This is a genomic window from Dickeya zeae NCPPB 2538 (assembly GCF_000406165.1).
Classification (GTDB): Bacteria; Pseudomonadota; Gammaproteobacteria; order Enterobacterales; family Enterobacteriaceae; genus Dickeya; species Dickeya zeae.
Window position 1 is genome coordinate 2714890 of sequence record NZ_CM001977.1, and the last position, 13412, is coordinate 2728301.

General features: G+C 54.8%; 11 protein-coding genes and 2 pseudogenes. 4 read left to right on the forward strand and 9 right to left on the reverse strand.

Going from position 1 to position 13412, the window contains the following annotated elements:
* From DZE2538_RS11895 to DZE2538_RS11905, 3 genes and pseudogenes are all read right to left on the reverse strand, one after another.
* Positions 1–352: pseudogene (locus DZE2538_RS11895) on the reverse strand (fumarylacetoacetate hydrolase family protein); the annotation flags it as partial.
* A 143-nt stretch (positions 353–495) separates the two neighbouring features.
* On the reverse strand, positions 496–1740 hold the full coding sequence (locus DZE2538_RS11900; protein ID WP_019846320.1) for an MFS transporter: 1245 nt from the start codon (positions 1738–1740) through the stop codon (positions 496–498).
* Positions 1741–1809: 69 nt separating this feature from the next.
* Positions 1810–2901 carry a 4-oxalomesaconate tautomerase gene (locus DZE2538_RS11905; protein WP_023639457.1) on the reverse strand — a complete coding sequence of 364 codons (1092 nt, stop codon included), beginning with the start codon at positions 2899–2901 and terminating at the stop codon, positions 1810–1812.
* A gap of 161 nt (positions 2902–3062) precedes the next feature.
* Here DZE2538_RS11905 and DZE2538_RS11910 point away from each other — a divergent pair, with 161 nt between their 5' ends.
* The 4 genes and pseudogenes from DZE2538_RS11910 to DZE2538_RS21265 form a co-directional block, all read left to right on the forward strand.
* Positions 3063–3989 carry a LysR family transcriptional regulator gene (locus DZE2538_RS11910; protein ID WP_012885227.1) on the forward strand — a complete coding sequence of 309 codons (927 nt, stop codon included), beginning with the start codon at positions 3063–3065 and terminating at the stop codon, positions 3987–3989.
* A gap of 161 nt (positions 3990–4150) precedes the next feature.
* Entirely contained in the window at positions 4151–5230 is a 1080-nt protein-coding gene (locus DZE2538_RS11915; protein ID WP_038916449.1) for an MBL fold metallo-hydrolase, read from the forward strand.
* A 562-nt stretch (positions 5231–5792) separates the two neighbouring features.
* A complete protein-coding gene (locus DZE2538_RS11920; RefSeq protein WP_038916450.1) occupies positions 5793–6482 on the forward strand; it encodes an MgtC family protein in 690 nt (229 codons plus the stop codon).
* Between the two features lie 49 nt (positions 6483–6531).
* Positions 6532–6654: pseudogene (locus tag DZE2538_RS21265) on the forward strand (type II toxin-antitoxin system HicB family antitoxin); the annotation flags it as partial.
* Between the two features lie 50 nt (positions 6655–6704).
* Here the strand turns inward: DZE2538_RS21265 and DZE2538_RS11925 are convergent.
* From DZE2538_RS11925 to DZE2538_RS11950, 6 genes are all read right to left on the reverse strand, one after another.
* Positions 6705–7328, reverse strand: coding sequence for an RraA family protein (locus DZE2538_RS11925; RefSeq protein WP_038916451.1), 624 nt, complete (start codon positions 7326–7328; stop codon positions 6705–6707).
* Complete coding sequence (locus DZE2538_RS11930; protein ID WP_019846314.1) at positions 7325–8170, reverse strand: ABC transporter ATP-binding protein; 846 nt, start codon at positions 8168–8170, stop codon at positions 7325–7327. Before DZE2538_RS11930 ends, DZE2538_RS11925 begins: the two co-directional genes overlap by 4 nt.
* Before the next feature lie 11 nt (positions 8171–8181).
* Complete coding sequence (locus DZE2538_RS11935; protein ID WP_038916452.1) at positions 8182–9231, reverse strand: FecCD family ABC transporter permease; 1050 nt, start codon at positions 9229–9231, stop codon at positions 8182–8184.
* A complete protein-coding gene (locus DZE2538_RS11940; protein ID WP_080638981.1) occupies positions 9224–10246 on the reverse strand; it encodes a FecCD family ABC transporter permease in 1023 nt (340 codons plus the stop codon). The genes DZE2538_RS11935 and DZE2538_RS11940 overlap by 8 nt, the downstream gene beginning before the upstream one ends.
* Entirely contained in the window at positions 10243–11160 is a 918-nt protein-coding gene (locus DZE2538_RS11945) for an ABC transporter substrate-binding protein (protein WP_038916453.1), read from the reverse strand. Before DZE2538_RS11945 ends, DZE2538_RS11940 begins: the two co-directional genes overlap by 4 nt.
* Positions 11161–11524: 364 nt before the next feature.
* Positions 11525–13402 carry an IucA/IucC family protein gene (locus DZE2538_RS11950; RefSeq protein WP_038917174.1) on the reverse strand — a complete coding sequence of 626 codons (1878 nt, stop codon included), beginning with the start codon at positions 13400–13402 and terminating at the stop codon, positions 11525–11527.
* Between the last annotated feature and the right edge of the window lie 10 nt (positions 13403–13412).

Genomic DNA, 13412 nt, shown 5'->3' on the forward strand with positions numbered 1-13412 from the left:
AGTGGGGCTTGAGCACCGGGGTGCCGTGGCCGGTCTGGGAGTCGGCGAAGCGCACGAACAGGGTCGGCGCGGGGTTCAGCTCGTTGAACTCCTTGCGCTTGTCGGCGTAGTTCATGCCGACGCAGAGGATTTTGGACGGCGCGACGATGACCGGCAGGAAGGTGACGTCGGCGACGGCGACATCCGGGGTGTCGGTCTGGAAGGCAGCGGCCTCGTGCAGCGCCTGACCGGCCAGCAGGGCTTTCAGGTCGGCGTAGCGGTCACCGAGACGGCTGCCCAAATCGATCAGACCCGCTGGTGTGTGGATCCCGTAACTGTTTTTGCCCTGATGGCGATAACTTGCAAGTTTCATGATTACACCTGGTGTTAGTGCAATAGCGACTCTGTACCGGCTGTATAACTCTCTTCAGCAGCGGTATCCCTTTTTTATTTCTCAGACTTTTCTGGCATGTGGATTATCGGGTAATGACTTACCCGATGATTCATTACAGAGGGTTATTTATTACTTTGTGCCGCGACTAAATTCACTCGTTGAATACCATTGAGGTAAGTCGCCACCAAAATACCGCCAATCAGCAATGCAATAATAAACGCCGTCATACCCAGCCAGCCTGCGGCCGAGAAGATAAGCCCGTTGCAATAACCAACGACGGAGCCGCCCATATAGTAGAAGAACAGATACAGTGCCGTTGCCTGACCACGAGCATGGGTAGCATTTTTACTGACCCAGCTTAATCCAATCGAGTGGCAACCGAAGAAACAGCCAGTAAACAGAATGGCACCAATGACAAACATCGGCAGGTTAGCGGTTAACGTCAGTAACATACCGCCGATCATAATCATGAATAATGCGGACAACACTTTCAGCGCGCCGTATTTTTGTGACAAGCGCCCTGCTTGCGGTGCAGTAAAAAAGCTCATGATGAAACTAAAGGAAATCAACCCGGCATTGGCATGAGACACATTGAAAGGCTCACGTGCCAAATAGAAGGCCAGATAATTATACAGTGAGGTGAACACACCAAAAATAATGAAGCTAACCACATACATCAGTGATAACTTTTTATTTTTGAAATGTGCCTGCGCCCCTTTCACGATGTAAGAAAAGTTCAGGCTGGTACTGGCTTTGAAGTTTTTCGATGCAGGCAGAATCATAGCAACCAACAGTGCGGCAAACATCAGCGTCAGGGCAAAACCATAGAAAATAACATCAATAGACACATGCCCAATCAATTGGCTGGCAACCACGCGGCCTGACATTCCGCCAATCGAGTTACCAAATACAAAATACCCGGTCACCACCCCGGCGACTACCGGTGCGACTTCTTCGCTGATATAAGCGGTGGCGGCTGCCGCGATACCACTTAATGACAGACCAATCACACCACGGACCATCACCAGCAATGCCCAGGATTTAACCAGCGGGCAAATCAGCGTCAGCAAACCGCCCAGCAGCAGCGATACCACAATCAGACGTTTACGTCCGTAACGGTCGGCTAATGTACCGGTAAACAACAACCCGATAGCCAGCATGGCGGTTTCTGCCGACAAAATAATACTGACCTGGCTGACCGGAATGTCATAATCTTTAGCCAATACAGGGAGTAATGGTTGAATAAAAAATAAAGAGGCCAGTTCAGCCAGGCCGGAAAAAGCCAGTGCGAAAATGACACGCATGTATTGCGTAATATTCACGGATGCTTCCTGACTTTGTGATGTAGGCGCCTTAATTGCACTCATAATAACCTCACAATATAGTTTTAGGGATACAGGGGGAAATAAAACAACGAGTTATTACATTAATTATTCTTAAATATCTTCCGTTTCCAGAGCGTATGAAGGAACATAAACATTACCGACAAATAACTTTCTTGCCGTTCGAATAACCGAAGCCCGAATATCTTCGTGACGCTCACCATTTTTCATCAGCGACACGGCGATTTTTCCACTTGGGTGTTCAATAGTGACGTTTTCCAGGAACGCCGTTCTGTCTTTTTCTGACAGCACATCTTGTGCCACGCTGCCTTCAACCACACAGGCAGTAGAAATACCGATAGACCCGGTAATCGCCAGCGAGCGATGGCAGTTGTGCGGCATAAAGTAGCGCACCTGAATCGTGCCACCGGCATTCGGCGGGCTGAGTAATACGGGTTTGGGAATCACTTTATTGCTGACATCCCCCAGCCCCATCGCCTGCCCGGCTTGCAAACGGATATGTTCCAGTCGTTGCATAAACGCCTGATCCGTTTCCAGTGCCTGCGGCGACTCGCTACCGGTTTTATCCAGTGAGCGGGCATCGATCAGCACCATCGGCATCGCCATATCGATACAGGTCACCGCGACGCCATCAAACACATCGCGTACGTTGCCAGTGGGAAACAGTTTGCCGGTTTTACTGCCAGCAGAATTCAGAAAGGTCAGGCCGACCGGTGCCGCGCTGCCGGGTACACCGTCGATTGTCGTTTCGCCGTCGTACTCGACGCATTGTTGCGGCGTGTGGATGTCGGCATCCACCATCGTCCCGGTATTCAGGTTACGAATGCGTACCCGTGTGGTAGGATGCCGGGCGCTCACCAGCCCATGTTCAATCGCGAACGGCCCCACCGCGCACAGCATGTTGCCGCAGTTGGGTGTGGTATCAACCCGGCGCTCTTTGACCATCACCTGTGCAAACAGGTAATCGACATCCGCCTCTGGATGGGTCGATTTGCTGACAATGGCGACTTTACTGGTCTGCGGCGCACCACCGCCAATGCCATCGATCTCCAGCTCATGGCCGGAGCCCATTAAGGCCAGCAACACCTCGTCACGCTGTTCGCTATCTTGCGGTAAATCACTGGCCAGAATTACCGGGCCTTTCGATGTACCACCGCGCATTAATACACAGGGAATCTTTACCATCACGTTATCTCACGCTGTAACTGCTTCTGATGGCACAAGCATTCCATAGCACTATCAATGAATCTAATGTCAAAAAAATACCGATTAATTCATTTCTTGCATTAATCAAGAGACCGGTACAGATTATCTTGTCAGTACCCCGTCAACAGGAGAGAACCCCCATGCAGCATGAGCTTCAGGGCATTAAGGCATTTGTGAAAATTGCGGATACCGGCTGTTTTACCAAAGCCTCAGAGTTGTTGCATATTTCTCAACCTGCGTTGACGCGGCGGATAAAAAAACTGGAAGAGAGCCTGGGAACTGCGCTGTTTGAACGTTCGACTCGCCGGGTCAGCCTGACCGCCGTCGGCAAAAGTTTTTTGCCCAACGCAAGAAACCTCATTGATTTTTATGAAAACTCGATCCTGAATATTCAGGAGATGGCGTCACACCAAACCGGCTTTGTCACGTTGTCATGTATTCCAACCGCCGCCTTTTATTTCCTGCCTGCGGTGATTCGTAATTACAACGAACACTACCCAAATATACGCATTCGTATACTGGAACACAGCGCAAGCGACTGTCTGGACGCCGTGCTCAACGGGGACGCGGATTTTGGTATTAATATGATCAACGTCACACACTTTAATGTGGAGTTCATACCGCTGGTGAATGAGCCTTTTGTACTGGCCTGCCGACGCGACCACCCGCTGGCAGAGAAGTCACTGGTGATGTGGGAAGAACTGGCCGATTACCCGCTGATTGGCGTGAGACGCTCCAGCGGCAACCGGTTATTGATTGAACAGGCACTGGAAAACAGCGCCTGGAAACCGAATTGGTTTTATGAAGTACGTCACCTCTCCACCTCCCTGGGTATGGTGGAAGCCGGTTTAGGGATTGCGGCGGTGCCCAGTCTGGCGATGCCGCGCGACGAGCACCACGTGTTAGTGAGTAAGCCGTTGATAGAGCCCGTCGTGCGCAGAACACTCGGGGTGGTGCAACGTAAAGATTCCACGTTGAGTCCAGCGGCAGAGCGCTTTAAAGATATGTTGATGCATCTGTGGTCTAACGAGAAAAACAGCCCCTGGATCGGCAAGTTTAACCTGTAAATATCGAGCGGACATGACTACTGAGTGATGCCGTTCAATTCACGCACCGCATCATATGCGATGACAGGTACGGCACGGCATGCTATCCGTAATCATGTCGGCGGATAGCCTCATCCGTTGTTGTCAGCGTATCCCCTCTATACTGCACGTCAGGAGCACCTATGCCAGCGACCATCACGTCACATGACACCCCGCACTATAACCGGCAAACCGGGCGTTTTTTCAATCCGCGCCCGTCGACGGCTCCGAGGATGAGTCTGTGGCAAAGCCTGTCACTGCTGTGGCGGCTGGGTTTTCAGCGCAAAGGGCGTGTACCGGCTAAACGGTTACCGACGCTATCCCCCAACCTGACCGCGTTCCTCGCCGCCGATGAGCGCCTTAAATTTATCTGGTTCGGGCACTCCACTTTACTGCTTAATCTGGATGATACCCGCATCCTGATAGACCCAGTCTTTTCCGCCAGCGTCTCCCCTTTTAGCTTTATGTTCCGCCGCTTTCAGCCCCCCGTGCTGGCACGTGAAGCCCTGCCGGATATCGACCTCATCCTGCTATCGCACGACCACTACGATCATCTCGACGAGCAAACCATCCGCGCTTTTCGTGACACCACAACCCGCTTTATCGCCCCACTGAAAGTGGGTCAACGCCTGCAAAAATGGGGGATCGACGCCAGCCGTATTCAGGAGCTGGACTGGTATCACTCTCATACGTTTCACGGCATTCGCTTTACCGCCACACCGTCGCACCATTTTTCCGGCCGCAGTATGTCTGATCGTAACACCACGCTGTGGGCCTCCTGGGTGATCGAAGGCCAACGGGAACGTCTCTTTTTTAGTGGTGATTCTGGTTACGGCGAACATTTCCGTGAGATTGGTGAACGCTTTGGTCCGTTTGATCTCGCCTTCATGGAAAACGGCCAGTACAACGAACGCTGGCCAGACTCACACATGCACCCGGAGCAGACTATACAGGCGGTACAAGACGTAAAAGCCCGCCAGTTCATGCCCATCCATTGGGGCATGTTTGCGCTGGCGTTTCACGACTGGGCCGACCCGGTGCAACACAGCAGCCAGTTAGCGCAAGCGCGACAGCTACCGATGCTGACACCGATGCTGGGTGAAGTGGTCACGCTGGGGACCCCCACAACCACACCGATGTGGTGGGAGAAAAACATTGATGCCCTGCCGTCCAGCCCTATCGTAGAATTCACGAAAATAAAAGGTAATGATATATGCCCTTAATTATACCAATGTATCGTCAAGGGATACGATGGTATAATTACTGCTTAATTTTGACCTAACCAGATTATTTATTCTCCGGTTTACCCTCAGTAAAAACCGCCTTTTTTATAAGACGGTTTTTTACATTTCCCCTTAACAACTGAGTCCGTTTTATATACGCAGGATGACTATAGGTAGCTTTCCAAACGAAAACTAAACAAAAGCGGATAAAAACCCAATAAATACGCCAAAGGTATTTTTACGCTTTACATAATTTATTGGATGACTATAATCAGGCCAAATTTCATAGGAGCACTATGTTGGACAGTCACCCTTACATAACTATCAAGGCAAGCTAACGCATACCTCCTGCGCTGCTTGCCGAACCGGCGGGCAGCAATCCACCTCATTATGACGATTGCATCCCTATACTGTAAAAAACGCTTATTAACGCGAGAAAAATCGTCATGTTCATGTTTAAAAATTCATTATTTCCCCCACCGTCGATACGGTACTGATCACCCTTCCGGGTGATAACCTTATCGCGTGCTAAATAAAGCACATATTTAATTCTTCCAGCAAAATGGAGGAAAGTATGTTGATGCTTCCTTATATTTCAAATTTACTGGCAGCAATGCTGCTGGGGGCGCTCATCGGTGCCGAAAGACAATGGCGCCAGCGTATGGCAGGTCTGCGCACGAATGCATTGGTCGCGACGGGTGCCGCGGTTTTTATTCTTGGCTCAGTGTTTACCTCTCCTGACAGTCCAGGCCGTATTGCGGCACAGATTGTCTCCGGTATTGGCTTTCTCGGTGCAGGAGTGATCATGCGTGAAGGCATGAATGTTCATGGTCTGAATACCGCAGCAACGCTTTGGTGCTCAGCAGGTATTGGTGTGTTGTGTGGATTGGGGCAGTTTTGGAATGCGGCGGCGGCAACATTGGTTATCCTTTGTGCCAATATATTGTTACGTGAAGCTGCACAACGGATTAATCAATTCCCCAATACATTGGAAGAGGAAAAATGCTATATCCTGAAGGTCACCTGCAACAATGAATATGAAAATACTGTCCGCCAGCTATTACTTGATACGGTAGACGAATTGGCGCTCAGTCTGCAGGGGTTCGGGTCTGTTTGTACGAAAGAAGAAGACCACACAGAAATCCGCGCAGAGCTTATTAGCGGCACCGATTATCGAAAAAACATGAATATTATTATGTCCAGAATCAGTGGACACGAAAATATTACCTCAGTACGCTGGAGTGTAGAATAAGGTTAACCCCTTCACTCCCGGAAGGGAGCATAGAGAGAGTATTTAAGATAACGTCACGCTGCCTAAATCACTGATCGACTGTATCGACTGTTGCGTAGCAAGTAACCCAGAATTTAAAAGTCGCTCGGGGTTTCTTGCCCAGGCGGCATTAGAGCGAATTTCATCCCTGCGCAGACCTTTATTCAGAAACCTGCTTCGGCAGGTTTTTTGTTTGCACCGATATCAGAAAGCCCCCGGTAATTTTTGCCGCAGCGCCTCCCGCCGTTCTGCATCCGCGAGTTCTTTGTGTTGTGCCACCGCCAGCCAGTCGCGGGCGGCTGAGGGACTCAGGATAAACACGCCGTCGTCATCGCCTATCGCCATATCGCCGGGATGCACCGTCACCCCAGCGATCGTAACCGGTACGTTGACGGCACCGGCGCTTCCCAGCGTGCGGGTGGTAATGGCACTGATGCCTTTGCAGAACACTGGCAAGCCCAGTTCGCGTAGCGCACGAGAATCTGTCACCGCACCGGCTACGACCACCCCCGCCAGCCCTTTCACTTTCGCCGCCAGCGTGCGCAGTTCCCCCCAGCAGGCGCGTTCTTCTTCATCCGACGCATCAATCACCAGCACATCGCCCGGCTGGCTCAGTAACAATGCCTCACGCAGTACGCCACCATCCGGCGGACACAGTTTTACCGTCACCACGTTGCCGATCATCTGCACATCCGCCAGTAACGGCCGGATACCCGGCAAATACCCCTGTTCCGTCAAATGCCCCAGTGTGGAGGTGCCGATATGGTGGTAGCCTGCCAGCAGTTCATCGCTAAGTGGCGAGACGCGGGGAAGAATATGATAATTCATCCTGCCACCTGCCCATGCCAGTCATCCGACGGGCCACTGTCTGCGACTGTTTCATGCGGTTTTTCACGCCCGAACGGAATACACAACGGGGTGTGGAAAAACGGATCAGCAATAATACGGCAGTCCAGATTAAATACGGTTTTCACCAGCGCTTCGTCCAAAATCGCCGCCGGTGCTCCCTGTGCGAAGGCAGTACGGTTATGCACCGCCACCATATGGTCGGCGTAACGGCACGCCAGATTGAGATCGTGCAGTACCATGATGATGGTTTTCCCGTGTTGACGGTTCAACTCACGCAGCAAATCCAGCACTTCAATCTGGTGCGCCAGGTCGAGAAAAGTCGTGGGTTCATCCAACAGCACCACCTCGGTATCCTGCGCCAGCGTCATGGCGATCCACACCCGTTGGCGTTGACCGCCGGATAACGCATCTACCGGTCGGTCCGCCAGCCCGTCGGTGCCGGTTTGCACCAGCGCGAGGTTTACCATCCGCTCGTCTTCCTGTGACCACTGCTGTAGCCAGTTCTGGTAGGGATAGCGTCCCAGGCTAACCAACTGCTTCACGGTAATGCCTTCCGGCGCATCCGGCATCTGCGGTAAAATCGCCAACGCGCGTGCTACCTCGGCGGTCGACTGACGGTGAATATCCTCACCATTGAGGATGACCGAGCCACTCAGTGGCTTAAGCAAGCGGGCGAAAGACTTAAGCAATGTGCTTTTGCCGCACCCGTTGCTGCCTATCAGTACCGACACTTTGCCCTTCGGCAACTGTATATCCAGATTGTCGATAATCGTCTGGCTGGCATAGCCGAGGGTCAGTTCCCGGCTGGTAATGGCGGTCATCATCCGTTTCCTTAATGACGTTGTTTGATCAGTAAATATAAAAAGAACGGCGCGCCCAGAGCCGAAACGAAAATCCCGGCGGGCAGATCCAGCGGTAAAAACAGCGTACGTCCGCACAGATCCGCCACCATCACCAGTACAGCGCCACACAGAAACGCCATCGTCGCCTGCCAGGCAAAGGTCGGTGCCACCAGCCGTTTAGCGATGTGGGGAGCGATAAGCCCGACGAACGCCATCGCCCCACCCCAGGCGATCGCCGCACCGGCCAGCGCCACACTGAGCAATAACAGCGCCAGGCGCAGCCCCTGCACCCGCACACCGATGCCCTGCGCCAGCCCATCATCCAGTTGCTGCACCTGTACCTGACGCGCCAGCCACACCAGCCACGGCAGCATCAGCAGCAGCCAGACACCCAGTTCACGGGTTTCACGCCAACTGGCACCGTAGACGCTGCCGGTCAGCCAGACATACGCCGAAAGCGTGGTGGTCAGCGGGCTGAACACCAGCATAAAGGTAGTCGCCGCCACCAACAGTGCCGATACCCCCACGCCGGTCAACACCAACCGCTGTGGCGATACACCCGATTGCCACGCCAGCCAATACACCGCCAACGCAGCCACCCCCGCCCCGGTCATCGCCGCCAGTGGCAGGTAGTGCGCGCCCAGCGTGCCGGTGAGAAACGACAGATAGAACACCGCCGCGGCGCTGGCACCGCTGGTAATACCCAGAATATCTGGCGATGCCAGCGGGTTACGGATCATCGCCTGTAAAATCAGCCCGGACACCGCCAGTGCACCACCGACCAGCGCCGCCAGCACCACCCGCGGCAAGCGTAATTGCTGTACGATAAGCGTCGCGCCCTCTGACTGTGACGAGAACAATGCCCGCAGCACCTCCCACGGCGACAACATCAGCTTGCCAATACCAAGTGATATCACTATCACCACCAGCATCAGTACCAGCGCCAGTGCGATGCGTCCAACGCTGGTCAGGTTAATCTGGCGAGAAAACAGCCCTTGTCGCCACACCAGCACCACATCCTGGCCTTCGCGCTTATCCATGTCGACCTCCGCGCCGCAGCAACACAATAAAGAACGGGGCACCGAACAGCGCCGTCATCACCCCGACCGGCACTTCCTGCGGCACAATCACCACCCGCGCCAGAATATCCGCCAGTAGCAATAACGCCGCCCCTAATAGCGCGCAACCGGGCAGCAGCCAACGGTGGTCGGCAGGCAACAGTTTTCGGGCCATATGCGGCACAATCAGACCGATAAAGCCGATGCTGCCCGCCATCGCCACCGCGCCCCCCGCCAGCACAATCACCAGCAGACTCATCAGCAGTCGGATGCGCCCGGTGCGTTGCCCCAAACCACGGGCGATAGCTTCACCGGCGTTCAGCACGTTAACTTGCCCTGCCAGCAACAGGCTGGCGACCAACGCCGCCAGACAATACCCCATCAACGGCAATACCGTCGCCAGCTCGCGATCGGCCACCGAACCGGCCAGCCAGAACAACACCGTATCCAGTCCTTCCTGATTGACCACCAGCATTCCCTGACTAAAGGCCGCGAACATGGCAGTGATAGCCGCCCCCGCCAGCACCATGCGCAGCGGGTTCAGACTGCCTTTGCCCATGGTGCCAATCAGCCATACCAGACAACCAGCCAGCGCCGCACCGGCAAACGCCGACCACAGCCACACCGACATCGCCACCTTGGGAAACAGCGACACACAGACAATCAGGCAAAACATCGCCCCAGCGTTAATACCGAACAGCCCCGGCGATGCCAGTGGATTACGGGTCAGCACCTGCATCAAGGCCCCCGCCACCGCCAGACTGGCTCCTACCACGATAGCTATCAGCGTGCGCGACAGGCGCGTCGAGGTGACCAGAATATGGTTCACATTCAGCGGATCCGCATGCCACAACGCCCCAAACACCTGCGATGGCGCAATCGCTATCGGCCCGACCATCAGGCTCAGAAACGCCAGCGCCAGCAGGCACACCGCACCGCCCGCCAGCACCTGACCGGGTGCCATCCGCTTCATGTGGATTTTCACGACCTGGCTCATGACACGCCTCCGGCGATACCGGTCACCTGAGCGATATCATCGAGCATCATGTTGGCCCCCAGAATACCGCCCGACAGGCTCCAGGTGACGCCATTGACCACCCACACCTGCTGTCGCTGTGGCGCACGCAGTCGCTGCCACAACGGATGACGGATCAACGATTCATAGTTGCGTTGCACAGCGGGGCTATCAGATCGCAGAAAAATGAAAAAGATATCGGCATCCACCACCGGGATGCTCTCTTTGCTGGTCAGCTTGAGTGATACCCCCGGCTGAGCGCGGCTGGCATCACTCCAGCCAAACCCCAATTCACTTAATACCGAGCCGGGAAAGCTGTTGGGCAAATAGCTGCGGATATGATCTTCGCGGATATCCAGTATTGACACGGTGGGCGGCCAGCCGCTGCCAAAGCGGCGTTGCAACTGCTCACGCAGCCTGTCCACCCGCTGCTGCCAGTGCTGCAACAATGTGTCGGCCACCGCCTGACGCCCCAGCGCCTGCCCCATTACCTGTACCGTTTTCTTGAACTGGTAGATTTCATCAAGCATCACCACTGGCGCAATCTGCGATAGCAGTGGCTCCAGCCGCTGGTGGCGAAAACGCGAAGCGACGATGGTATCGGGCTTTAACAGCACGATGTCTTCCAGACTGGGTTGGGTTTCCAGCCCCACATGCGGCACTCCGGCCAGCGCCGGACGCAGGTAGCGGTACATGGGCTTCTCGCTCCACGAATCCACCACCCCGGCAGGTGTCACCCCCAACGCCACGGCGGTATCCGTCGCGCCCTGAAACAAGGTGATAACCCGTTGCGGCACTAACAATGATTGAGCCAGCACAGGCCGGGAAAGCCCCAGCGGCAACAGGCTTAACGACCACCGCAGCAAGCGGCGGCGAGACACTAAATACTCATTCACGATTTGATGTGATCTGCCTTTTCCATAGTGATGACCAACTCATTACGTTTCAGAAGAGAGATCTCTGGCGTCAAAAACTGTGCTGAGGTGTTCGTCTTCGCCGGGTGAGCCGCATGGACGCGGCGAAAGCCCGTGCCGCGCAGGGAGCGAGTCACGGGCGGCCCGAACAGCGAAGACGAATGCCGAAGGTACCGCGTAGCGGCACAGTTTAGCCACCAGCCAGTGGTCAAGGAGAGGTGGCGCTGAACCTCTCCTTGTCGTGCGTGCGATGAAATAGCAAAGAAGCAATGCCGTCTATCCCGCACGAAATATCTCTCTGTCTTTACATGAACCCGATAACGACGCTCTATTGTTCGTTAACAATCTATTTACCAATGATTGCCTGAAACGGGTTAATCACCTCTCCCTTGCCGAACGGCATACTCCCCGGCCCACCGGCGCGGGCGATCATCGGGGTGATCAGCAGTTTCTGCGGCCAGTTGGGTGCGTCAAACAAGCGGGTTTTCAGCATCGCTTGCGTATCAGCCGCGAAACCGGCACGGTCAATCGCCCCATTGATTTCAGTACGCATCACACCCCACAACGTTGCGGCATCCAGATCATAGGTCAACGATAACGTGTCAATGATCGCCCGCATATTGACCTGAATCCCCAGCGTTTGCAGCCAGAACAGCAGGTCGTCCAGACGTTCGTGGTAAAGCGTATTGGCATGGCCTTGTTTGATGCGGTACACCGGGTCCTGCATACCGTGTTGTTCCAGCGTCGGCACATGAATACGCAGTGAATCGTGGTCACGCAGCAACAGGCCGTGAGCCTGACCGGCTTTCCACACCAGCACCGCGTTCTGCCCGTGGATCTCACCCAACATCCCTAAGCGGAACATGCGGAAATTAATATCGAAGAAACAATGGCAAAGCTCGGCAAACAGTGTCAACACCGCATCGGCATTCGCCGCTAAACCGCGATACGCCAGCCAGTCGTCAAAGAAGTGACGACGACTACCCGGCAACGGTGTCCCCAGCGCCGCCATCGGCAGCAGGCGGTAATCCGGGTCATCAAACAGTTCACGCGGATAACTGCGCACCATCGCCGACAGGTGGCGTGGCGCTTCATCAAACAGGGTGGCCTGCGGCGGCATAAACGCCCACCATTTGCCTTCATCACACAGATAAAGCCGCTGCTGTAATACCGCGTCTTTGTCGCGCGCCTGTCGCAACAACACTTCACTTAACCCGCCGTTGATCATTTTCACTGCCGGTAAATAGCGTGATGCCCCCAGCGAATACACCGCCATCGGCAGCTTGAGGTAGTCCGCGCTGGCGAAACACGGGGTCATGGAACGCAATGACGAGGTCGGCAGGTAGCGAGCGGCACGGAAATCCAACCGCTGGCAGTCACCGTTGCGAAACGCCTCGCCCAACTGGGTTTCCAGAATATGGTCGAACTGCCACGGGTGCACCGGCAAAGCAATGTGAGTGTCGGCGATGCCGCGTGTCACCAGCTCCTGTTGTAACGCCGCCTGTTCCGCCTGCGGCAACAGGTAATGTGCCGGGTACTGGTCAGCCGTGTCGTGAATACCATCGCCACATTGCAGCTTGTCTTTTGCCACCGCCACCCAGTTCAGCGCCACTGGCGCGGCGAACTCCGCCACATAACGACGGTACTCTTCGGCACTCAGCCCCTGTTTGGCTTTCGCCGTCGGGTGATACGGACGGTCGCGCAGCGAGGCCCACTGCTCCATCACGTGGAAGAAATCAGCGTTGCCGCGTGCGAGCAACTCGTCAGTATCAATACGGTGCTCGCGTGACAGCGCGGTCTGCTCCACGCTGGTGTTGAGCACATCCAGAAACAGCGCCTGCCCTTTAGTATTGTCTTCGTCACTGTGCTGCCCGGCGAAGACCAGATGCATGAAACTTTCCGGTTCCAGCGCCTGCCAGTCGTTACCGCCCTGCTGCCAGGCATACACCACCGTGTCCGGTACTTTTTCCCAGCGCTGGGTAATGCCAGGGCGCAGCGCCACCACCAGATGCCGTTGTTCACGCTCATCGCTGCACCAGCGCCACAGGCGAACAGAACCTTCCAGCGCACCGAACGGTGACGACTGCCCATACTGCTGGTGCCATTCATCGGCGGTATACAATGCCAACGGCTGGGCACCAAAAAATTCTTCGGCCAACAGGCAATCCACCAGATCCTGCATCACGCTGTCGCTGGCATCCTTGTAGTGAGACGTATTTTTCATCACATGACTT